The sequence below is a fragment of the Chryseobacterium sp. Leaf201 genome, from assembly GCF_001421435.1.
Classification (GTDB): domain Bacteria; phylum Bacteroidota; class Bacteroidia; order Flavobacteriales; family Weeksellaceae; genus Chryseobacterium.
Map to the genome: position 1 here is coordinate 26,072 of NZ_LMKA01000053.1, position 21,206 is coordinate 47,277.

General features: G+C 39.6%; 20 protein-coding genes and 1 pseudogene. 14 read left to right on the forward strand and 7 right to left on the reverse strand.

Annotation, left to right across the window (positions count from 1 at the left end):
* Window positions 1-33: 33 nt before the first annotated feature.
* Window positions 34-1,791, reverse strand: coding sequence for a signal peptide peptidase SppA (sppA, locus tag ASE55_RS04765; RefSeq protein ID WP_056216160.1), 1,758 nt, complete (start codon window positions 1,789-1,791; stop codon window positions 34-36).
* A gap of 19 nt (window positions 1,792-1,810) precedes the next feature.
* Here sppA and folK point away from each other — a divergent pair, with 19 nt between their 5' ends.
* From folK to fmt, 5 genes and pseudogenes are all read left to right on the forward strand, one after another.
* Window positions 1,811-2,227, forward strand: coding sequence for a 2-amino-4-hydroxy-6-hydroxymethyldihydropteridine diphosphokinase (folK, locus tag ASE55_RS04770; protein ID WP_056216162.1), 417 nt, complete (start codon window positions 1,811-1,813; stop codon window positions 2,225-2,227).
* 22 nt (window positions 2,228-2,249) lie between these two features.
* Window positions 2,250-3,353: pseudogene (locus tag ASE55_RS04775) on the forward strand (OmpA family protein); the annotation flags it as partial.
* A 48-nt stretch (window positions 3,354-3,401) separates the two neighbouring features.
* The gene (locus ASE55_RS04780; RefSeq protein ID WP_056216165.1) at window positions 3,402-4,862 is read left to right on the forward strand and encodes an OmpA family protein; all 1,461 of its coding nucleotides are present in this window, start codon (window positions 3,402-3,404) and stop codon (window positions 4,860-4,862) included.
* Window positions 4,863-4,945: 83 nt separating this feature from the next.
* The gene (locus ASE55_RS04785) at window positions 4,946-6,847 is read left to right on the forward strand and encodes an ATP-dependent DNA helicase RecQ (RefSeq protein ID WP_056216167.1); all 1,902 of its coding nucleotides are present in this window, start codon (window positions 4,946-4,948) and stop codon (window positions 6,845-6,847) included.
* A gap of 78 nt (window positions 6,848-6,925) precedes the next feature.
* Entirely contained in the window at window positions 6,926-7,873 is a 948-nt protein-coding gene (gene fmt / locus ASE55_RS04790) for a methionyl-tRNA formyltransferase (protein ID WP_056216169.1), read from the forward strand.
* 91 nt (window positions 7,874-7,964) lie between these two features.
* On the opposite strand, the gene ribB is transcribed toward fmt, so the two are convergent.
* Both ribB and ASE55_RS04800 read right to left on the reverse strand, forming a co-directional pair.
* A complete protein-coding gene (ribB, locus tag ASE55_RS04795; RefSeq protein WP_056216171.1) occupies window positions 7,965-9,086 on the reverse strand; it encodes a 3,4-dihydroxy-2-butanone-4-phosphate synthase in 1,122 nt (373 codons plus the stop codon).
* A 66-nt stretch (window positions 9,087-9,152) separates the two neighbouring features.
* Window positions 9,153-10,157, reverse strand: a complete 1,005-nt coding sequence (locus tag ASE55_RS04800; protein WP_082474348.1) for an LLM class flavin-dependent oxidoreductase — start codon at window positions 10,155-10,157, stop codon at window positions 9,153-9,155.
* A gap of 268 nt (window positions 10,158-10,425) precedes the next feature.
* On the opposite strand from ASE55_RS04800, the gene ASE55_RS04805 reads away from it, so the two are divergent.
* Window positions 10,426-10,893: a hypothetical protein gene (locus ASE55_RS04805; RefSeq protein WP_185116275.1), complete on the forward strand. Its 468-nt coding sequence runs from the start codon at window positions 10,426-10,428 to the stop codon at window positions 10,891-10,893.
* Between the two features lie 151 nt (window positions 10,894-11,044).
* Here the strand turns inward: ASE55_RS04805 and ASE55_RS04810 are convergent, their stop codons facing one another.
* Window positions 11,045-13,171: a helix-turn-helix domain-containing protein gene (locus tag ASE55_RS04810; RefSeq protein WP_056216175.1), complete on the reverse strand. Its 2,127-nt coding sequence runs from the start codon at window positions 13,169-13,171 to the stop codon at window positions 11,045-11,047.
* Window positions 13,172-13,260: 89 nt separating this feature from the next.
* Here ASE55_RS04810 and ASE55_RS04815 point away from each other — a divergent pair, with 89 nt between their 5' ends.
* Complete coding sequence (locus ASE55_RS04815; RefSeq protein WP_056216176.1) at window positions 13,261-13,689, forward strand: hypothetical protein; 429 nt, start codon at window positions 13,261-13,263, stop codon at window positions 13,687-13,689.
* A gap of 129 nt (window positions 13,690-13,818) precedes the next feature.
* On the opposite strand, the gene ASE55_RS04820 is transcribed toward ASE55_RS04815, so the two are convergent.
* The gene (locus ASE55_RS04820; RefSeq protein ID WP_056216178.1) at window positions 13,819-14,331 is read right to left on the reverse strand and encodes a gamma carbonic anhydrase family protein; all 513 of its coding nucleotides are present in this window, start codon (window positions 14,329-14,331) and stop codon (window positions 13,819-13,821) included.
* Between the two features lie 150 nt (window positions 14,332-14,481).
* Here ASE55_RS04820 and ASE55_RS04825 point away from each other — a divergent pair, with 150 nt between their 5' ends.
* The 4 genes from ASE55_RS04825 to ASE55_RS04840 all read left to right on the forward strand — a co-directional run bounded on the left by ASE55_RS04825 (window position 14,482) and on the right by ASE55_RS04840 (window position 17,196).
* Window positions 14,482-15,360 (forward strand): NifU family protein, encoded by an 879-nt coding sequence (locus tag ASE55_RS04825; protein WP_056216180.1) that lies wholly within the window; start codon window positions 14,482-14,484, stop codon window positions 15,358-15,360.
* A gap of 80 nt (window positions 15,361-15,440) precedes the next feature.
* A complete protein-coding gene (gene hemH / locus ASE55_RS04830) occupies window positions 15,441-16,463 on the forward strand; it encodes a ferrochelatase (RefSeq protein WP_056216183.1) in 1,023 nt (340 codons plus the stop codon).
* Between the two features lie 242 nt (window positions 16,464-16,705).
* Window positions 16,706-16,936, forward strand: coding sequence for a hypothetical protein (locus ASE55_RS04835; protein ID WP_128414499.1), 231 nt, complete (start codon window positions 16,706-16,708; stop codon window positions 16,934-16,936).
* The gene (locus tag ASE55_RS04840) at window positions 16,936-17,196 is read left to right on the forward strand and encodes a hypothetical protein (RefSeq protein ID WP_185116276.1); all 261 of its coding nucleotides are present in this window, start codon (window positions 16,936-16,938) and stop codon (window positions 17,194-17,196) included. Before ASE55_RS04835 ends, ASE55_RS04840 begins: the two co-directional genes overlap by 1 nt.
* Before the next feature lie 96 nt (window positions 17,197-17,292).
* Here the strand turns inward: ASE55_RS04840 and ASE55_RS04845 are convergent, their stop codons facing one another.
* On the reverse strand, window positions 17,293-18,504 hold the full coding sequence (locus ASE55_RS04845) for a type IX secretion system plug protein domain-containing protein (RefSeq protein ID WP_056216189.1): 1,212 nt from the start codon (window positions 18,502-18,504) through the stop codon (window positions 17,293-17,295).
* Between the two features lie 172 nt (window positions 18,505-18,676).
* On the opposite strand from ASE55_RS04845, the gene ASE55_RS04850 reads away from it, so the two are divergent.
* Window positions 18,677-19,315, forward strand: coding sequence for an MBL fold metallo-hydrolase (locus ASE55_RS04850; RefSeq protein WP_056216191.1), 639 nt, complete (start codon window positions 18,677-18,679; stop codon window positions 19,313-19,315).
* Window positions 19,316-19,603: 288 nt separating this feature from the next.
* Window positions 19,604-19,762: a DUF3892 domain-containing protein gene (locus tag ASE55_RS20900; RefSeq protein WP_157844631.1), complete on the forward strand. Its 159-nt coding sequence runs from the start codon at window positions 19,604-19,606 to the stop codon at window positions 19,760-19,762.
* 80 nt (window positions 19,763-19,842) lie between these two features.
* Here the strand turns inward: ASE55_RS20900 and ASE55_RS04855 are convergent, their stop codons facing one another.
* Window positions 19,843-20,397 (reverse strand): thioredoxin family protein, encoded by a 555-nt coding sequence (locus ASE55_RS04855; RefSeq protein WP_056216193.1) that lies wholly within the window; start codon window positions 20,395-20,397, stop codon window positions 19,843-19,845.
* 154 nt (window positions 20,398-20,551) lie between these two features.
* Here ASE55_RS04855 and ASE55_RS04860 point away from each other — a divergent pair, with 154 nt between their 5' ends.
* Window positions 20,552-21,148 carry a TetR/AcrR family transcriptional regulator gene (locus tag ASE55_RS04860; protein ID WP_056216195.1) on the forward strand — a complete coding sequence of 199 codons (597 nt, stop codon included), beginning with the start codon at window positions 20,552-20,554 and terminating at the stop codon, window positions 21,146-21,148.
* Window positions 21,149-21,206 lie beyond the last annotated feature (58 nt).

Sequence of the window (21,206 nt, forward strand, 5' to 3'; positions counted from 1 at the left end):
AATCCGCCGTTTCTTTGTACAATATAATTTAGTTTAGTCAATCTTAATCTGGTAAGGCATTTCCATTTTCACCTCAGACTGCAGTTTCCTTTTTTCCATCACATGCTGCATGATTTCATAATTGGCTTTCCCGATTTTATTTTTAATCAGCCTTGCCGAAATTTCATCTTCATTAAGGTCTTTAAAAATCTGCTCAAAAGGAGACATCCTTTTAGGATATGATGATATCGCGTAAGATTTCAAGCCTGCTTTACCGGCTGCATATTTTACCGCATCGTTCAGTGTTCCCAATTCATCCACGAGACCGATCTGTTTGGCTCTGGTTCCGCTCCACACTCTTCCGCCTCCTACATTGTCAATCTGCTCAAAAGTCTGCTTCCTGTTCTGGGTAACAAAATGCACAAATCTTTTATAGGTACCTTCCACACTTCTTGTAATCATGCTTACACCGTAAGGGCTCACCCCGTTTAATGATGAATAATACTGGGAGTTGGCATTGGTAGCCACAATATCAGCACGGATCCCGTTTTTGTTGGCAATATCTTTAAAGTAAGGAATAACCCCGAAAACACCGATGGATCCTGTAAGCGTATTGGGCTCAGAATAAATCTTATCTGCAGCCATAGCAATATAATATCCTCCTGAAGCGGCATAATCCCCGAATGAAACCACAAGCGGCTTTTTCTTTTTCAGCTGCTGAAGCTCAAACAGGATTTCATCTGAAGCATTGGCACTTCCCCCGGGAGAATTGATTCTGAAAACAACGGCTTTCACTTTATCATTTTCCTGAAGTTCCTTGATATATTTGATATATTTTTCAGAATGGATGTCATTATACTCATCCCCGCTGTTAATAGAGCCTGAAGCATACAGCACCGCTACCCTGTCCCCGGATTTTTCATCATCTGAATAAGAAGCGATATATTTACCCAAAGAGATTTTATTTAATTTTTCTTCCTTCTTCACTCCTAATTTTGATTTGATCAGGTCATCATACTGGGTTTTCTGAATCAGTTTATCTGCTAACCTGTACTTTACTCCTAATTCAGGAATCATCCCGTAAAGGCTGTCGATCACCATTCTGAACTGAGCCGTATCAATTTTTCTGGAAACCGCCATTTTGGATGATGTATTTCTCCAGATATCATTCAGAAGCGTTCCCAGCTGTTCTTTGTTTTCAGGGGAAATATCATTACGCAGGAAAGGCTCCACTGCAGATTTGAATTTACCGTGACGGATAACTTCAATCCCTATTCCGTATTTATCAGCAAAATCTTTAAAGAAAGCCACTTCTGTAGCAAGGCCTTTAAGCTCAATCATACCTGCAGGATTCAGGTAATACTGGTCTGCTACAGATCCTAAATAATAGGAAGACTGAGAAACGGCATTGCCATAGGCATAAACAAATTTCCCACTCTTTTTAAAATCTTCTATCGCACTCCGGAGATCATCAATCTGCGTAATCCCCGCATTCAGCTGATCTGCTTCAATACTTATCCCTTTGATATTATCATCTGTTTTGGCCTTTCTGATGGCTTCAACCGCATCATAAATCAAAATACTTTTATTTTGGTCGCTGATATCAAATAAGCCTTTTCTTTCTTCTGTAGGGCTGTCTATTATATTGGTTTTTAAGTTAATGGCAAGTACGGAATTCTTTTTCACCACGGCAGTTTTTTCATTCCCCATAGCGCTGAAGACCAGCATTACGATGAAAAAGAAGAAAAATACGACACATAATATGACAATAGCCACTATATTTGCCAGTACATTTTTTAAAAAGCTTTTCATAAATCAATCATTTTACAATATGTCGCAGCATAAAGCCGTTTTGTTACTCGGAAGTAACCTCGGAGATCAAAAAAAAAATGTGGAGACTGCCCTGGAAAAGATCAGAGAAGGGGGAAACGAAATATTACGTATAAGTGAATTCCTAACATCGGAGCCCGTAGAGTTTGCCAGTTCCAATATTTTTTGTAATATTGCAACGATAATATCGACACATCTTTCGCCTATCCAACTGCTTGATTTTGTTAAGAGTATCGAAATAGAAATGGGCAGGTTAAACGATTCCCTAGCAAGCGGAGGATATACCGATAGAATAATAGATATTGATATCGTGACCTATAATGGACTGATATTTGCATCAGAGAGGTTGAAAATACCTCACCAGAAGCATCTTTATGAAAGAGCTTTTTCAAATAAACTATTAAAAGATTTTATTTAAATCAAAACATAAAACATACTGTATGAAACTAGGTTTATTATTATTGGCTACTCTGCCTATTGCTACTTATGCACAGGATAGTATTGCTGTTACTTCAAATGATATGTATCCGAATACATTCTCTTCAGGTTCTGCCAATGTTCAGCCTTTCAATAGCAAGGCTAAAAGATTCAATGACTGGTCCGTTTCAGTTGGAGGAGGTGCCGCTTTTATGGTGCATTCAGACCTTACATCATTCTATGACAAGAAAGTTAACTGGGGATACAACAGCTACGTAAGCTTAGACAAGCAGATTACCCATGTATTTGGAATGAGCCTTATCTATCAGAGAGGTGAAACTACGCAGAAAGCACAGCTTGAAGGAGCAGCCGGTATTGCCGGGGGCGTTGCGGAAGCCAATACAAAATTTAATCAGATCGGTTTATTAGGAGATGTTAACTTCTCAAACTTATTGAGAAGAGTAGACAATCATTCTCCTTTCAGATGGGCATTACACGGATACGCAGGTTTCGGTTTCATGAACTTCAATACATCACTGCACGATAATAATGAGTTCAGATGGAGCAACTCTCCTGCCAGAATCCCTTTATTCATTAACCAAAAACTGGAATTCAACTCACTGTACTTTCAATTCGGTACCGGTGTGAAATATAATGTTTCAAAACTTATTGATATTGAGGCAAGAGCCATGTATGTCATGAGTGGCGATGACGAATTTGACGGCGGCGGATACGCAGGTCCTGATGATTACGATCCTACTTCAAAAGTTTCCAAGTACAACATGATCAGCAAAAAAAGATCTGACAATGCACTGACGGTTAACTTAGGGGTTTCCTTCAAACTGGGTAAGCATTTATCTCACCTTGCATGGCATGATCCTTTACAGGAAGCTTATTACAGAATGAATGTTCTTGAAAATAAAGAAGCTGACTTTGTAGTATGCGAAAAAGGAGATCTTGATAACGACGGTGTTTGCGACGATTGGGACAGACAGCTTGATACACCTGCAGGTGCAAGAGTAGACGGAGCCGGTGTTGCTTTGGATATGGACCTTGATGGTGTTATCGATTTATACGATAAATGTGTAACCGTTCCGGGACCTGTTGACAACAACGGATGCCCAACCAACTAAATAATAACTAAATCATTTAATTAACTAAATAAAAAATACACTATGAAATTAAGTTTAGCAATTGTTGCATTTGCGCTGGCTGTACCTACAGCGGGCTTTGCACAAGACTCAACTGCAGTAGTTTCAACCGGAGAATATCCAAATACATTCTCTTCAGGCTCTGCTAACGTTTCTCCGTTTACCAATAAATCAAAAAGATTTAATGACTGGGCGATTTCAGTGGGAGCCGGTGTACCATTAATCCAATCTGCAGACTTAACGTCTATCAAGAATGGTAACGGTAAAAACCTTTTCGGGTACTCAGCGTACATCAGTATTGATAAAGCGATTACCCATGCTTTCGGTATTAATCTACAGTATGACAGAGGGGAAACAAGACAGGGATGGTTTAACACCAAAGATCCTGCTCCAACCAATACAGTAGCTTATCAGCAGGTAGGAGCAAGAACCCAGTATGATGCAATCTCATTGTTAGGGGACATCAACTTTTCAAACCTATTGAGAAGAGTAGATAACCATTCTCCTTTCAGATGGGCATTACACGGGTATGCAGGTGTTGGTACTATCGCTTACAGAGCTTATCAGAAAGACAACATGGGCCAGAGAATGGTAACTGAAATCAAGCCGTTCCAATTGGGTTCTATGTTTGCTCAGGCTGGTGCCGGAGTTAAATACAAAGTTAACAGAAGACTTGACATCGAAGCGAGAGCAATGTATGTAGTTACAGGTGATGATGAATTTGACGGAGGAGGAAGCAAATACAGCGCGATCAACCAACGTGAAGAGCAGGTTTCTGACAACTTCTTCAATGCAACTTTAGGTATTTCTTTAAAGTTAGGGAAACATGAGTCTCACTTAATGTGGCATGACCCGCTTCAGGAAATCTATTACAAATTAGATGTTTTGGCTAATAAAAACCAGGATATTGAAGTTTGTAAAAAAGGAGATCTTGATAATGACGGTGTTTGCGACGATTGGGACAGACAGCTTGATACGCCTGCTGGCGCAAGAGTTGACGGTGCCGGTGTTGCTTTAGATACTGACTTAGACGGAGTAATTGACCTTTACGACAAGTGTGTAACCGTTCCGGGTCCTGTAGAGAACCAGGGATGTCCTACTACTGCACCTGCAGCAGGTGGACCGGTAGAGGAAAAAGAAACGAAATTAGACGGTATTGAATTTGACCTGAACTCAGACAGAATTCTTCCTTCTAACACGCCTATCCTTAACAATGCTGTTAACTACATCAACTCTTCAACAGGAACTTATACTGTAGTTGGAGCAACAGATACAAGAGCTTCTGAAGCATACAACCAGAGACTTTCTGAAAGAAGAGCAAACAATGTTAAAGATTATCTGATGAAGAACGGTGTTCAGTCCGGTAAGCTAAACGCAGTAGGTAGAGGTGAAAAAGACCTTAAATATCCTGAGTGTGAGCCTGCAACTAAATGTCCTGAATGGAAAAACAGAGCAAACAGAAGGGTTTACTTCGAAGCTAAATAATACATTTAATTTTATCAGTAAATATATTAAAGTCACGCACTGCGTGGCTTTTTTTGTTGGTATACTTTCATTATTTTTATCCCATGATTTCTCAGCAAGATTTTCAAGAACTAAAATTTAAAACCTTAAAGTATTTTTGGGGGTATGATCATTTCCGCGATTCTCAGGAAGACATCATTGATTCGGTAGTCAATGAAAAGGATACCCTTGTGCTGCTTCCTACCGGAGCCGGCAAATCACTCTGTTATCAGCTGCCCGCTTTATTAAAAGAAGGAACCTGCCTGATTATTTCCCCTTTGTTGGCCCTGATGAAAGATCAGGTAAACCAATTGAAATCAAGAGGAATAGAAGCTGAATACCTGTCTTCTGAACTGGATGAATATGATGCAGAAGGCATTTATAACCGCTGTAAGGAAGGGCTGACAAAAATGCTCTACGTTTCACCGGAACGTCTGACAAACAAACAGTTTTTACAGAACATTGAAGAAATCCAGCTGTCATTTATTGCGGTAGACGAAGCGCACTGTATTTCAGAATGGGGCCAGGATTTCCGTCCCAGCTACCAGAACATAAAAAATTTCCGGACAAACAACCCGAAAATTCCCTGTCTTGCCCTAACGGCAACTGCTACCCCGAAAGTCCTGGAAGAGATCAAGCTGAAGCTTGAGCTCAGAGAGCCGAAAGTTTTTCAGAAAAGTTTTAAAAGAGAAAACATCAGGATTTTCACCGAAGAAGTTTCTGACAAGTTCCAGCGGATTTACGATATTTTAAAGTTTACGGAAGAAGCAGGGATCATTTATGTAAGAACCAGAAAAGAAGCCGAACAGCTCACCGAATTTCTGCTTAAGAAACAGATGACCAATGTGGACTTCTTTCACGCCGGCCTTACAACCAAAGAAAAAAATGCCAAACAGACGATCTGGAATAACAGTGACAGGCACGTCCTGGTTTCTACCAATGCTTTCGGGATGGGGATTGACAAAGACAATGTGCGGTTTGTTATTCACTACTCGCCTTCGCCTTCCATTGAAAACTACTACCAGGAAATCGGGAGGTCCGGCAGGGACGGCCAGGACAGCTTTGCTTTTTTACTCTGGGATAAACAGGAGATTATCAATTTTGATCAGATCCTAAAAAACCAGATTCCCAATAAAGCGGAGTTTTTAAAGATTATTACCTACCTCTACTCTATTTTTCAGGTAGCGGAATTTGAAATGCCGGATAAGGTTTTCCAGCTCAATACAGCCGGAATCCAGAATTTCACCCGGTTATCAAATGCAAAGATTAAAAATGTTTTGAATTTCCTTCACAATCAGGAGATCATTTATTTTAACGATCATAAAAGCCTGTCGTCATTACAGCTTTTAATGCAGGCACACGAAATTGACCAGTTGCCCCATAAAGATGCTTACTTTATCGAGCTGATGCTCCGCTCTGTTTCCGGGATCACCACGCATAAAGTGATGTTCAGCGAACAGCAGGTAAGCAACAAAATCGGTGTGAGTATTCATTTAATTAAAGAACGATTAAAAGAGCTTCAGAAAAAAGGCTATATAGAATATGTTGACGGTGCCTTATCAAGTATCAAATTTCTAAAGCCGAGGGACGAAAGGGTAAACAATGCCGCCTACTGGAAACTGTTTGAGCATATCCAGAAAAATAAAATCCAGAAATGGGAAGAAATGAAATTTTATGTTGAAGATAACCAGTACTGTAAAATGAAACTGATCCTGGCCTACTTCGGAGAGAAAAAATCCAAGAACTGCGGGCAGTGTTCAGTGTGTGAAAAAAACAAGCAGTCTATTTTCGGAAAAAATATTTCAAACCAGATTATCGGCTTACTGGCAAAAAGGCCTTCGTCTATTGAGGAGCTTTCCATTCAGCTGAGTTACCACTCCAAAGAAAATATCCTGGAAAACCTAATTTTCCTGCTGGATTCCGGAAAAGTGAAAATGCTGAATTTCAAAACTTATTCATTGGCGTAAGATAATTTTGCGCTAGATCACAGACAAAGTCATCGCCATAATTTATAACTTGTAACCCAAAGACGCTATCTTTGCATTATGAAATCATTAAAAGTCGTATTTTTAGGAACTCCTGAATTCGCCAAAACCGCACTGGAGGCCATCCACCAGTCCCACCATCAGGTGGTAGGTGTGGTAACCGTTGCCGATAAAGCAAGCGGACGCGGACAGAAAATTAATCAGTCACCGGTAAAAGTTTTTGCAACCGAAAATAACCTTCCTGTTTTTCAGCCCGAGAAATTGAGAAATCCTGAGTTTTTAGAAGACTTGCGGAAACTGGATGCTGATGTTTTCGTAGTGGTTGCTTTCAGAATGATGCCCAAAGTACTTTTTGAAATGCCTAAAATGGGGACTTTTAATCTTCATGCTTCCCTGCTCCCGGATTACCGGGGTGCCGCCCCGATTAATTATGCCGTAATCAACGGTGAAGAAAAAACAGGAGCCACAACCTTCTTTATCAATGAAAAAATAGACGAAGGAAATATTCTGTTACAGGAGGAATTAACCATTCTGCCCGATGAAAATGCAGGGAGCCTTCATGACCGGTTAATGGAAATGGGTGCCAAGCTGGTGGTAAAAACGTTGAACGGATTAGCGGAAAACTCAATTACTGAAAAGCCTCAGCCTGATGTTGAGCATCCTAAAAATGCTTTTAAGATTTTTAAGGAAGATACAAGAATTGACTGGACCAAAACCTCAAAAGAAGTTCACCAGTTTATTCTGGGCATGTCCCCTTATCCTGCTGCTTTCACCACTTTAAAAATAGGAGAAGAAGAAAAAGGCTTGAAAATATTCGGCGGAAAGTTTGAAATTGCTCATCACGGAAAGCCTGTCGGAAGCTTAGAAATTTCAAAAAACGAATTTAAGATATTTACCAAAGACGGAATATATTTTCCTTTAGAACTGCAGTTGGAAGGTAAAAAAAGAATGAATATCAAAGATTTCCTTAACGGATTCAGAAATTTTGACGAAATAAAAATGGCCTGATGTACTCAGGCCATTTTTTATGAATTTTTAATTGTGGTTTACTTTATAACAGATTCACAATCTGAAATCCTCAGCAAAACACATTTGTATTTTACAGCTGTACCATTTCCGTCACCTCAACATCATAACCGCCTACCTGAGGCTTGATATCCGGGTTTTGGGTAATTACTTTAAACTTATTGATTCCGAGATTTTTCAGAATCTGTGTCCCGATCCCGTAATCCCTGTAATTGAAAGCGGCCGTTGGGTGTTTCTGCTGTCCGTCCTGATAGTTCAGGAACTGCTGCAGCTTTCTCAGTGTATTTTCAGAATTGGAAACGTTATTGATAAAAATAATGGCTCCTTTTCCGGCTTCATTTACCATGCGGGTTACTTTTTCCAGCAATGGCTTTTCACCGTTGTTCAGCCTCGTCAGTACATCGAAATAAGAATCAGAAGACTGAACCCTAACCAGGACAGGCTCATCAACAGCCCAAGTACCTTTCGTCAGTGCAAAATGGATCTGGTCATTGGAAGTTTCCCGGAATGCAAGGAAATCGTAATCACCATAAGCGGTTTTTACTTTTCTCTCTTCAATTCTTTCGATAAGGTTTCCTTTTTTAAGCTGATAATGAATCAGGTCTTCAATGGAAACAATCTTCATATTATGTTTCTGCGCAAATGCATACAGATCCGGTAAACGGGACATGGTACCGTCTTCGTTCATGATTTCACAGATCACCCCACCCTCTTTCAAACCTGCCAGACAAGTAAGGTCAATGGCTGCCTCGGTGTGTCCTGCTCTTTTCAGAACCCCGCCTTTTCTTGCACGAAGCGGGAAAATATGTCCCGGACGCATAAAATCGGTCGGCTTGGAATTTTCATCCATCAAAGCAAGAATCGTTTTTGCCCTGTCTCCGGCAGAAATCCCTGTAGAAGTTCCGTTTCCGAGAAGGTCAACAGAGACCGTAAAAGCAGTTTCCTTAGGATCGCTGCTGCGGCTTACCATAACATCAAGTCCCAGTTCATCACATCTTTTTTCAGGAAGCGGCATACAGATCAGGCCTCTTCCGTGAACGGCCATAAAATTGATCAGTTCAGGAGTTGTCAGTTCTGCTGCACACAGGAAATCACCTTCATTTTCCCTGTCTTCATCGTCTACCACTATGATTATTTTACCATTTTTAAGGTCTTCGATAGCCTCCGGAATAGTATTTAATTTAATATCGGACATTTTTACTTTAAATTTCGGCAAAGATACTTATAAAAAAAGCATCTCCCAATTTATATAAACGGTTTGTTACACGGTAACTAGAGAGTCTTTTGCTTTTCTGAAAATATGATAAGACTCCAGCCTTTTCTGATGATCGTAAATATGGGAAGTGATCATCAGTTCATCTATATTAAATGCTGCCTGAAAACTTTCCAGCTTTTCCGCAATTTCTGCCTGGTCACCGATAAAAGTATACCTCAGCTTCTGCAGGACCATTGATTTTTCCATAAGTGACCAGATGTCATCCATATTTTCAACGGGCGGCGCAAACGGCTTCCTATCATTTCTTACGATATTGATGAAGGTCTGGAATAAAGTGGTTGATAATTTATGCGCTTCTTCCGAGGTTTCGGCAGCCACTCCGTTTACACAGGCAATAATATAAGGTTGATCTGCATATTTTGAGGGCTCGAAATTCTGTCGGTAAATATTGAATGCCATTTCCATCTGTTCCGGAGCAAAATGTCCCGCAAAAGCATATGGAAGCCCAAGTTCTGCAGCCAGGAAAGCACTGTCTGTACTGGAACCGAGAATATACAGCGGAATATCCAACCCTTCCCCGGGAATGGCGCGCACTAAAGCATCCGCATTATCCTTTGAAAAATAAGTCTGCAATTCCAGGATCTGCCTCGGAAACTGCTGGTTGATGATGGCCGGGTTCCGTCCCAGTGCCTGAGCCGTCAGCCCGTCGGTTCCGGGTGCTCTTCCGAGGCCGAGGTCAATCCTTCCGGGAAAAAGCGATTCCAAAGTCCCGAACTGTTCCGCAATAACCAGTGAACTGTGGTTCGGAAGCATAATCCCGCCCGATCCTACTCGTATTTTTTTGGTTCCGTTGGCAATAAAACCGATCAGAACCGATGTGGCAGAACTGGCAATGCTTTCCATATTATGGTGTTCGGCAAGCCAGAACCTTTTATAGTCTAAATTCTCAGCATGGTTTGCTAAAGACAAACTGTCCTGAAAAGTATCGTGAATGGTTTTGTTCTGTTTTACAGGCGCAAGATCCAGTACCGATATTTCAAAATTCTTCATTATTTTAAATTTTAGTTTTTAAAACCAAACAAATTTAAAGCTAATAATCTGCATTAGTTACTTTTTGTAATTGATAGGATTGATTGGTGTGGTGAGAGAAAAACTATGGGAATAAAATTGCTGTCTGATAATTTAACGGTACGTTATGAAGGACTTTTATATTTGAAACTTATATTCTTTTCAAGATGAGATTATTAATATTAAAAATATGCACAGTTAAATAAAGGCATGGAATAAAGTCTTAATATTGCTGAACTAATTTCAAATCATGGAATCAAAAATAATGTACATTGAAAATAAATCTTCCGGTCATCATGGCCCGGCATGGATTGGTTTTGTAGAGTTCTCAAAATCAGGACAAACAGTTTACTTTAACGGGAAAGCATTAAAAAAACTTAAAAATCCAGGAACCAGCGCCAATCATTTTGATATCGAAACCAGCGAAGAATATTGGGTTTCCGGCGTTAAAAAAAACGGAAAAGACCGTCATCAATCTGGCAGCGGAAAAATTATGATTGATAAAAATTCGATTGATGAGTATTTAAAACTGGTTGGTTTCAATAGTCTTGATGAAAAAAAATTCATCATAATTGAATTTACTGAAACTGACAAAAGCAGATTTTATGAAATTGAAAATGCAGAAACTGAATTCAGAGATGAAAGCCGGAATGCTACTTTTTGGGATAACAACAGACGAAAACTAATCTTAGATAATATCTTTTTACATACGATGTAAAAAGAGGTACAAAACATACAGAAGAAACCTTTACTATGGAAAAGAACGAGAATGGAGATATAAAAATCGTAGGGTACAGAGTTAATCAGAATTTACTGAATAAATAAAACAAAAAAGGTTTAGTAATTGTTAATTATTAAACCTTTTTCAACTATTTTACTTTCTCCTTCTGATAATTAAAATGATTAATCAAAATCCGGATTTCATTAAACTCAAAATCATTGGGCAATACACTTTTCCATTCGGTTAAGGTCTCTTTAGGATCTTTATGGAACAGTTCTTCAAAAGCTTTGATCTTATCTGAAGTAATCACTCTTGAAATATCCAGTAAGCCCTGTTCCGCAAATTTAGCCAGATGGCCGATGACCGTTTCTTTTACCAGGCCTCGTTCCAATGCAATTTCTGAAATGGTTTTTCCCTGCTCAAACAGCTGAAAAGTAAGGACCTGGGACGGCACTTTTGCAATTTTCATGCTGACTTCCTTATTGTTTTTTTCTTCCAGAAGCTTGGTTTCCAGCAGATGGATCTCCTTCAGACTGTTCAGGTATTCTTCAATATCTTCCAGCCATACCCGGAATTCCTCATTGTACTGCTTCAGCCCTTTTGAGCCTTTGATCTCTGCATAAAATTCTTTCAGCGGACTGAATACTTTATCCCTTACCTCGGTAAAAAAGAAATTAACGGCTCCTTTAGATTTATTTTCAATATCAGACCACTCTTCCTTCTTCTCAATAAAGAGATTCACCTTTTGGGAAATGACCCTTTCTAATTTTTCAAAGATTTTTCCGAGGTTGACGATTTCAGGTTTCAGCTGAACATACAACTGCTTTGTTTTTAAATGATCAATATTTTTTGTAACAAGAGAAAGGCTATTCCAGTCTTCCACTTCTTTTAAAAGCCATTGGGAATCTATGGTACGAAGCACTTTCCTGATGCTGTAGTCGTACTTTTCCTGATTTAAAATGGATTCCACATTATCATTCGCATGGGTTTCTCCCTGGAATTTTAGAATCCGGTTGTCCTTGAATATAACCTCAGGCGTTATTTTAGACTTCAAAACAATGCCTTCTAAGGTCCGGCAACGTGACAGTGCCACATACACCTGGCCTGCCGTAAAGCTTTTCCCGGCATCAATAATAACCCGGTCAAATGTCAGACCCTGGCTTTTATGGATGGTCACCGCCCAGGCAAGTTTAATCGGAAACTGCTCAAAGCTTCCGAGCACTTCTTCTTTGATATTTTTATCGGTATCCAGGAAATATTTTTTCTGTTCCCAGACTTCTCTTTTTACCGTGATTTCCTTTTCGCTTCCGTCGAGGATTACTTTGATCTCATTTTCATCCAAAGCAGAAATTTCTCCCAGCTTTCCGTTAAAATATCTTTTTTCCCCGGAAATATCATTCCGGATAAACATAATCTGCGCCCCGATCTTCAGGTCCAGGAACTGTTCATTCGGAAACTGGTTTTCCTTGAACTCCCCGAAAAGCTTGGCTTCATAGGTCTTGGGGCTCACTTTAATCTGATCCAGCTTCTCTTGGTTGATATCATCCGCCATTTTATTGTGAGAACACAGATAAACGTAAGGCTCTTCTTTAGAATTAAAGTCCGGATCATATCTTTCATTCAGATGATCAAAATTGATATTGGCAACATCCCCATCACGGATGGCATTCAGTATTGCTAAAAAGTTCTCATCAGACTGCCGGTAGACTTTTGTCAGTTCTATCGTAATCAACGGGATTTCCTTGATGGCATGGCTGTCAAAAAAGAACGGAGAGTTATAATACATTCTTAAAATATGCTCGTCCCTCACCACCGGCGGAAGCTGGTACAGATCCCCGATGAAAAGCATCTGAACCCCTCCGAACCGCTGATTATTCCTCCGGATGAACCGCAGTGAAAAATCCATCATATCCAGAACGTCTGCCCGCAGCATGGAAACCTCATCAATAATCACCACTTCCACTTCACGGAGAAGCTTGAGTTTATCTTTCCGGTATTTGAAATGCGGCATCAGATCAGCGATGTTATTGGCCATGCTGGTGTCTATCCTTTCGGTAGTTGGTAAAAAAGTACGCAACGGCAGCCCAAACATTGAATGGATGGTAACGCCTCCCGCATTGATTGCGGCAATTCCCGTCGGAGCTACAACAATGTGTTTTTTCCTTGTCCGTTTTACAAAATCATTCAGGAATGTCGTTTTTCCGGTTCCTGCTTTTCCCGTTAAAAATATGCTCCGGTTGGTATGCTCTATTAAGTCAAAAAAATGATTGTTCATCGCTGTCAAAAATACGAAAATGAAATGTAAATTTTTGCCTTGGCATACGTTTTGAAAACACTTCCGCGTAACAAGAGAAAAAATACGATATGAAAATCCCTGTACTGGCCGTATGTCTGGCCCTTTTTATGGCTTCGTGTACTTCAACAAAAAATATGGATGCCAACCTTCCGAAAGATGTTTCGGAAAGGCCTCTTGATGAAAACAGCCAGAAATATGAGCAGGCCCAGCTGGATCAGCTGAAAAACTCAATCCAGTCTGAAATTTCAAAAGAGAAATGTACCGATGCCAATGAATGGACTTTTGCCCCGATGGGCGCCAAAGCCTGCGGCGGACCACAGTTCTATATTGCCTATCCTAAAAAAATGGAAACAGCCATTCTTGCCAGGATCAATGATTACACGGAGAAAGTGAAAGCGTTCAACCAGAAATACGGACTTGTTTCTGACTGTATGATGATTGTTGCTCCTACCTCTGTTAAATGTGTTGACGGAAAGGCAGAACTGGTTAATTCGTAATGCAATAGTAATTGATTCATTTCATTTTCATGATACAAAAATACCGCTTTATCGAGCTGATAAAGCGGTATTTTTGATTGCCGTCAATAGGTGGCAAGTCAATATTTAACTTTCAACAGGTTTTACATTTTATTTATACCATGAAGAATATTTTACGTAATTATCAGCAATCCTGTTTACTTCCCCTTCAAGCAGCTGCGCATTGATATCCTTAAGCTTTCTTGCCGGCACGCCGCCCCAGACTTCCCCGGATTTGATGTGTGTACCCTGCGTTACCACAGAACCGGCTCCGACAATGGAATTCTCTTCTACCAGACAGTCGTCCATCACAATAGATCCCATCCCGATCAGTACATTATCATGAATGGTACATCCGTGAACAATTGCGTTATGGCCGATTGATACATTATTCCCGATATTCAGAGGGTGTTTCTGATAGGTGCAGTGCAGCATGGCATTATCCTGAACATTAACCTTATCTCCCATTTTAATATAATGAACATCGCCTCTTATGACCGCATTATACCAAATGCTGCAGTCTTTTCCCATCGTAACATCCCCGATTACGGTTGCCGTTTCAGCCAAAAATGTATTTTCCCCGATCTGTGGTGCTTTCCCTAAAAGTTCTTTTATCAGTGCCATAAGTCTTGATTTGATTATTTCAAATGAGCCGTGAAAAAAATTAAATTCTGCTTCATCGTTTTAAATGATACCGATAGCAAAAATCTAACTTCGATCTTCGGGCTCCTAATTTCTAATTGCGTATTTTTGTAACTCAAATTTAAAGAAAAAATGCGTACGATACTTATAGAGCCAACCGAAAACCCGAAAGTGATGAAATTTGTCGCGGATTACAATTTAATCCCGGGATCTTTGGAGCTGGACAGAAATTCAGATATCTCGGAAATTCCTATGGCACAGGAGCTTTTCAATTATCCGTTTGTGGAAAGAGTTTTCATTACGGCTAATTTTGTAGCGGTTGCCAAACAGGATACGATAGAATGGGAACATGTGGCAGAAAGCCTTAAAAATGTAATTGAAGACGAATTGCTGGCCAACCCGAGGATTTACCTGCAGAAGAAAAAAGAAATGTATGAAATCTACTCGGAAATGACCCCGAACCCGAATGTAATGAAGTTTGTTTCCAACAAACTGCTTCTTGAAGGTTTTGTGGAAGTAAAATCAAGAGAGCAGGCAGATGGCGTTCCTTTGGCACAGGCTATTTTCAAGGAATTTGATTTTGTTAAGGAAGTTTTTATTTCCGATAATTTCGTGGCGGTAACCAAAGATACGTCTGTAGAATGGCATCAGGTAATGATGACCGTTCGTGCACTGATCGCTGAATACCTGCAGAACGGAGGCGAAATTTCCACTGTTGAATCCCAGAAGCATGAAAACCCTGTAGAAAAAATCATCAACAGAGACTATACGGATGACGAACAGAAAATCTCTGATATTTTAAATGAATATGTGGCACCGGCTGTGGAGAATGACGGCGGAAAGATTTCTCTGATGGAATATGACCAGGAGAGCAAAACTGCCCGGATGCTTCTTCAGGGAGCCTGTTCAGGATGCCCGAGCTCAACGGCCACCCTTAAAAACGGAATTGAAAATATTTTAAAACAATTCGTTCCTGACCTGGTAGAAAGAGTGGAGGCCGTTAACGGATAAAACATTAGCAATAAGTGGTGGGTAATAAGTGATTTGTATGCAGATTATTTATTATCCGTTACCCATTACCCATTAGATATATGAAAGGAATATTATTAGTCAATCTCGGTTCACCAAGATCTACCTCTGTACCTGATGTACGGGAATATCTGGATGAATTCCTGATGGATGAAAAGGTTATTGATTACCGGTGGATTTTCCGTGCGCTTCTGGTACGCGGAATTATCCTGAATACAAGGCCCGCAAAATCTGCTGCTGCTTACCGGACGGTCTGGACCGACAAAGGTTCTCCGCTGATTGTTATCACAGAAAAAATTCAGAAAAAGCTGCAGAAACTGGTAGATGTTCCCGTAGAAATAGGAATGCGGTATGCCCAGCCGAGCATAGAAGCCGGTATTAAAAAACTTGTTGACCAGGGTGTTACAGAAATCGTTCTTTTCCCGCTGTATCCGCAATATGCGATGAGCACCACCGAGACCGTTATTGAAAAAGCGGAAGAAGTGAGAAAAGAAAAATTCCCGGAGGTAAAAATCAATTATATCCAGCCTTTCTACAACCGTGAGATTTACATCAACTGTCTTGCGGAAAGCATCAGGGAAAAACTGCCGGAAAATTTTGATGCCCTGCAGTTCTCCTATCATGGAGTCCCGGAACGGCATATTTATAAAACCGACCCTACCAAAACCTGTAATTTAAATGACTGCTGTACACGGGATGAAAACCCGAGCCATCAGTTCTGTTACCGCCACCAGTGTTTCAAAACCACTGAAACGGTGATTGAAAAGCTTAATTTACCTAAAGAGAAAGTAATCGTTTCTTTTCAGTCGAGACTGGGAAAAGACAAATGGATCGAGCCTTACACGGATGAAACCTTTGAAACCATTCCTAAAAAAGGAATCAAAAACCTGGCAGTAGTCTGTCCGGCTTTCGTTTCCGACTGCCTGGAAACCCTTGAAGAGATTTCCGTTGAAGGAAAACACCAGTTTACCCATGCAGGAGGAGAAAATTTCCATTATATCCCATGTCTGAATGATGAAGACCGATGGATTGAAGTGGTAAAAACCCTCTGTGAGGAAAAGCTCAATGAGTTTTATTTAGTTTAAGATATATGACCTTCGTTTTACGGAGGTCTTTTTTTATACATAGATTTCATTCCTGAAAATTAAATATCTCAATAGTAAAAATAAAAAAATCACCTATTACCCCCTAAAAAAAACATCCAACCAATTAAATAATAAATAAATTACAACAATACCCCTATTAATTTTAAAATAAACTCATAAATATTTATATTTTTCATATCTTTACCCCATCAAAAGCATATCAGTAACCTTAAAATTTTAAAATGATGAATGCAACAGCCGAAATTTTAAAAAACAAGATTGAGAATTTCAGTCCGGAAACCCTGGAAGCATTTGCCAGAATAGTAGAAAGCTTTGAGGAAACCAGCCAACCGGCAATTCCTCAGTTCCAGCTGGAGGAGATTTTATACAGGATTCAGTTTCATCACGAAAATCCTATGACGAAACTGGATTTTTACGAGAATATTTCCGAGCTTCAGAAAAGCTGTGCATAGTGATGAAGATCCTTCTTTCTTCCATTGCAAAAAATGACATCAGGCTGCTGATGCGGGTCTTTAATGCGGAACAGGAAAAAAAGGGGATTAATTTTTTGGAAGATTTAAAAAAATCGATCAATGAAATTATTATTCTACACGCCGGAAACCATACATCAAAGGAACTGACCGTAAAGCCTATGGGGGCTTTCCCGGTAAATATTCACTATATTTTTGAAGACCAGGAGAATCTACTGGTTACCGCAGTTTTTAAAGCCTGAATCAATAAAAACTTCCAGACTATTTTTATATTGAAACCTTACAGAGCTTTTCTGTAAGGTTTTTTTATTTATCAGATATATGTCAGGATTTCAGGATTATCTTACCGGTGTTCTCAGTTCCCCGTATCCTATAAGCCCATCATAATTCCTTCCGAAAGGCGCATAATACAGAAATGCTTGATAGAGGTTTTCCGTCTGCCAGAAATTTCCGTTTACTTCGCCGAAGTTCATGCTGCCGTCAGGATTTTTTGTTGCTAAAATATAGTTGTAAAAACCCTGCTTTAAATATATTTTCGCTACATACTTTTTGGTTTCCGCATCATACTGCATCTGGTTTTCCTTGCCCGGTTTAAAATTATTAAATCCTCCCAGCACATAGATTTCCTTATCCGCAGGATCGGAATCCAATGAAAAGTACACCCACGAATAATCAGCTTCCCTTTCGGCATCCCTTTCCCTGCCCAGGTCATTTCTCCTGTAATACCAAGCTCCGTTTACGTCCGGCTGATACTGGTAATTCAGCGGGAACGCCCAGACCGGATGAAGATAGGTATTGTTAATGCCTTCTTTCACTTCCGTAGCACGTACCATATCGGCCGCCATGTTCATATTTTTATTATCGAAATAATAAAATTCATTATTGCCGGGAAAAACAAGGGACATCTGCTGGAACAGCAGCTGGTTCCCCATTGTTGTGCTTGCTTTTAAATTATTCACCGTAACATTGGGATTGTTGTTCTGCATCACATTCAGGGTCATGGAATTGACATTGGATGACAGATCGCCTCCTTTTGAAACAGCCTTCACTTCTACCCTCTGGTTTGCATCCGGCTTTCTGGCATCGGCAAATCTCGAAGCGCCGACAGCCAGCGTTGCCGCGTCTTCCACCAGGTAAAACCTTCTTTTAAACAAGGGTTTATCTGCTGAATCTTTATAAACAATGATCTCAAAATTCCCTGAAATCTTAGGCTGTATTTTTTCGTTCGGAAATGTCAGCTTATAATGGGTGTATGCCTGCAATGTATTGAATGAATACTGAAACTTATCCAGCAGGGCATTCATGCTTCCGTTGGCAATTTCTGTAAAGAAAAGGTTGTCGTCTTCCCAGTTTCTGTTGTAATGCTTGATGGTATACCTGTAAATTTCACTGGAGTTGGTAAGGTCATCAAAACTCAGCACCAGCTGCTGATTGAAATTGATCACCGGGGTTTCATCATTCGTCTGGGGGTTGAACAGCTGAATGCTCTGGATATTCTGCCCGAAAGCCAGTCCGCTCAAAGAAAGTAAAAGTAGTCGCAAAGTTTTCATTATGACGAAGATAACGAAAAATCAATTTTAAACCATAAAAAGACAGATAAGTTTCCGGAGCTTAATCTTCCGTTTGTATGGTTAATCAAAATATTTAAGCTAAAAATCCATCCGGACCGTGCGAACAAAAATTTTTGTCGTTAAATTTGCTTCCATAAAAATTATTCAGAATATGCTTCATATAAAGACTTTCGTATTCAATTTTGCAAGCGAAAACACCTACATCCTTTACAGTGATAACAAAAAAGCATGGCTTATTGATCCGGGAAATGCAAACGGTCAGGAAACACAGTCACTTAAAGATTTCATTACAGAAAAGGAGCTGCACATTGAAAAAATCCTTCTTACCCATGCACATATTGACCATGTTTTAGGTTTGCAATGGGCTTCCGATACCTACCAGGTTCCGGTTATCATGCACCGGGATGATAAGGAAGTTCTGGACATGTTCCAGATCAGCGGGATGAGGTTCGGGATGACGCTTGACCATATTACTGCCGACATCGAATACATCAGGGAAGGCGACGAAATACTGCTTAACGGAGAACAATTTAAAATCTACCACGTTCCGGGGCATTCTCCGGGCAGCGTTGTGTATCACAATGAAAACCGGAAATTCATGATTTCAGGCGATGTCCTGTTTGAAGGCAGCATCGGAAGAACCGATCTTTACAAAGGAAATTATGAACAGCTTATAGAAGGAATTAAAACCAAACTGTTTATCCTGGATGAAGAAACACGGGTATTTTCAGGACACGGACATCCTACGAGCATCGGGTTTGAGAAACAGCACAATCCTTTCTTTAAATAGGTAGAGTTTAAACCTCTCTCAAGATTAAACCTAACTCTTAAAGTTTGCTTACTAATTTAATAATTTATCTATTTGTGGTAAACCGTAAGGATAGTCAGTTAGTATATTTTATTTTCGTAACAATATTTTACAAACAATTTAAAATTACAAAATTATGGCAATTAAAATTACATGTATTAACAAAGACAATGGTTACCACGAAAATCCAAACTTAGCAATTACACATTTAGGCTGGATAAATGAACAGACTAATGAATCAGGAAAAAATACCCGATTAGAAATATACAATTGATAAAGAATGAGCAAGGTGAAGCCTACGTTAAAGATGTTTATGGAAATAAGGCAAAAGTTATTATTGCAGAAACTTATAATGGTACTAAATACTTAAAGACTGAGGCAGACAATTCAACAAGAAACAATCTATTGTCACTTCCTGAATGTAAATAAATTATTATCCACGCATTACTTCAATAAAAAACAGAAGCCGTCAGTTTCATGACGGCTTCTGTTTTTTATTATTTTAAAACTTATTTCCACTTGATATTGCATCCCATGCTTGGTCTCTGGATTTCTTCCTGCGGCTCACCGAGCAAAAGATTTTCGAAAGCGATGATCAGATCTTCACCGGTTACGTCTTTATGATTTCCCGGTCTGGAATCATCCATCTGCCCTCTGTAAATCAGATCCAGTTTTTCATCAAAGAAAAAGAAATCCGGTGTACAGGCAGCATCATACGCTTTGGCAATAGCCTGGCTTTCGTCATACAGATACGGAAAATCAAAATTCCTTTCAATCTGGAACTCGATCATTTTTTCCGGAGCATCTTCAGGATATTTTTCCATGTCATTAGCATTGATTGCGATAAATTCAATCCCTCTCTCATTGTAATCCTCATACAGCTCGTTCAACTTATCAATTACATGCAGTACAAACGGACAGTGGTTGCACATAAAGATCACCAAAGTTCCTTTCTCTCCTTTCAGGTCGTCCAATGACTGGATTTCGTTACTTTTTGACGGGTTAGGAAGTTCAAAAAACGGCGCTTTTGTACCTAAATCGATCATCTTTGAGGGCGTATTCATAACTTTTTTATTTATGCACAAAGATAGAGATTTCTTTTATTAATAGCCGGTGTGAGATTTTATAAACTTCCGTTAAATGTTAAATATTAAAATTGGTTTGGAAGTTATATTTAAAAGTTTGTATTTTTGCTAACACTGTTAGTTAAAAAATATCATGGGCCTACACGAACGCCGTCAGCGAGAAAAAGAATCCATCCGTGCCAATATTCTGGACGCGGCCTTTTCTTTGGCTAAAACGGAAGGCTGGGCTTCACTTTCAATCAGAAAGATTGCCGATGCTATTGAATACAGTGCTCCCGTGGTATATGATTATTTTGAAAACAAGGAAGCCATCCTGTTTGAAATTTCACTGAACGGTTTTCACCAGCTGCACATCGAACTGCTGAAAGCCCAGAAAAAACACGAAAGCCCGGAAGACCAGCTTGTGGCTATTGTAGATGCTTACTGGAAATTTGCCTTTAACAATAAAGAATACTATCAGCTGATGTTCGGTTTAGGGATGCAGTGCAGCGGAAAAGGAATGATGAAAGCAGAATTCTCGTCTTTTCAGGATATGCTGTATGACTGTACCAATGAAATTATCAAAAAGAAAGGTTCAAATCCTGATAATGCCTGCCACTCTTCCCACGCACTGTTTTCAGCCGTGCATGGTTTAATATCCATTATGATGATGCGCAATGACGATATTCCGTCAACCATGAACAAGACCACGCTGGATGAAACTGTTTCTGCGTTCATTAAATCTCTGTAAATTTTTTTTGAACCAAAAATTAACACCGTTAGGAAATATAACACTCAAATAACTAAAT

Bases quoted from the DNA above. Each gene is read 5' to 3' on its own strand.
- sppA (WP_056216160.1), bottom strand. From the start codon at position 1,791: ATGAAAAGCTTTTTAAAAAATGTACTGGCAAATATAGTGGCTATTGTC.
- folK (WP_056216162.1), top strand. From the start codon at position 1,811: ATGTCGCAGCATAAAGCCGTTTTGTTACTCGGAAGTAACCTCGGAGAT.
- ASE55_RS04780 (WP_056216165.1), top strand. From the start codon at position 3,402: ATGAAATTAAGTTTAGCAATTGTTGCATTTGCGCTGGCTGTACCTACA.
- ASE55_RS04785 (WP_056216167.1), top strand. From the start codon at position 4,946: ATGATTTCTCAGCAAGATTTTCAAGAACTAAAATTTAAAACCTTAAAG.
- fmt (WP_056216169.1), top strand. From the start codon at position 6,926: ATGAAATCATTAAAAGTCGTATTTTTAGGAACTCCTGAATTCGCCAAA.
- ribB (WP_056216171.1), bottom strand. From the start codon at position 9,086: ATGTCCGATATTAAATTAAATACTATTCCGGAGGCTATCGAAGACCTT.
- ASE55_RS04800 (WP_082474348.1), bottom strand. From the start codon at position 10,157: ATGAAGAATTTTGAAATATCGGTACTGGATCTTGCGCCTGTAAAACAG.
- ASE55_RS04805 (WP_185116275.1), top strand. From the start codon at position 10,426: ATGGAATCAAAAATAATGTACATTGAAAATAAATCTTCCGGTCATCAT.
- ASE55_RS04810 (WP_056216175.1), bottom strand. From the start codon at position 13,171: ATGAACAATCATTTTTTTGACTTAATAGAGCATACCAACCGGAGCATA.
- ASE55_RS04815 (WP_056216176.1), top strand. From the start codon at position 13,261: ATGAAAATCCCTGTACTGGCCGTATGTCTGGCCCTTTTTATGGCTTCG.
- ASE55_RS04820 (WP_056216178.1), bottom strand. From the start codon at position 14,331: ATGGCACTGATAAAAGAACTTTTAGGGAAAGCACCACAGATCGGGGAA.
- ASE55_RS04825 (WP_056216180.1), top strand. From the start codon at position 14,482: ATGCGTACGATACTTATAGAGCCAACCGAAAACCCGAAAGTGATGAAA.
- hemH (WP_056216183.1), top strand. From the start codon at position 15,441: ATGAAAGGAATATTATTAGTCAATCTCGGTTCACCAAGATCTACCTCT.
- ASE55_RS04835 (WP_128414499.1), top strand. From the start codon at position 16,706: ATGATGAATGCAACAGCCGAAATTTTAAAAAACAAGATTGAGAATTTC.
- ASE55_RS04845 (WP_056216189.1), bottom strand. From the start codon at position 18,504: ATGAAAACTTTGCGACTACTTTTACTTTCTTTGAGCGGACTGGCTTTC.
- ASE55_RS04850 (WP_056216191.1), top strand. From the start codon at position 18,677: ATGCTTCATATAAAGACTTTCGTATTCAATTTTGCAAGCGAAAACACC.
- ASE55_RS04855 (WP_056216193.1), bottom strand. From the start codon at position 20,397: ATGAATACGCCCTCAAAGATGATCGATTTAGGTACAAAAGCGCCGTTT.
- ASE55_RS04860 (WP_056216195.1), top strand. From the start codon at position 20,552: ATGGGCCTACACGAACGCCGTCAGCGAGAAAAAGAATCCATCCGTGCC.